The sequence below is a fragment of the Bacillus sp. SIMBA_031 genome, assembly GCF_046535225.1.
GTDB classification, from domain to species: Bacteria; Bacillota; Bacilli; order Bacillales; family Bacillaceae; genus Bacillus; species Bacillus velezensis.
The window spans coordinates 1-252 of sequence record NZ_JAWRXC010000489.1; the positions used below are offsets into that span (position 1 = coordinate 1).

The window sequence follows — 252 nt, forward strand, 5'->3', positions numbered from 1 at the left end:
CGCGACGTTTCTCGGCTCGCCCGCGATGAATCTGCTCAATGGCAGGCTGGAGCGGCGCGACGGCTCGCTGTACTTTTGTACGCCGCATTGGCGGCTCGACGTGTCGCCGTACCTATTCAAAAGCGTGCCCGCTGATCAGTTGCCGTGCGTGCTCGGCGTGCGGGCGGAAGACGTGCGCCCGGGCGACATGCGCGTAGGCGATGTGCGCGCCGGAGCGGGCTCGAACGTGAGCGTGAGCGAATCCGCCAAGGT

General features: G+C 66.7%; 1 pseudogene. It reads left to right on the forward strand.

Annotated features, from left to right (window positions below):
• Positions 1-252, forward strand: a pseudogene (locus tag SB724_RS21125) (hypothetical protein); the annotation flags it as partial.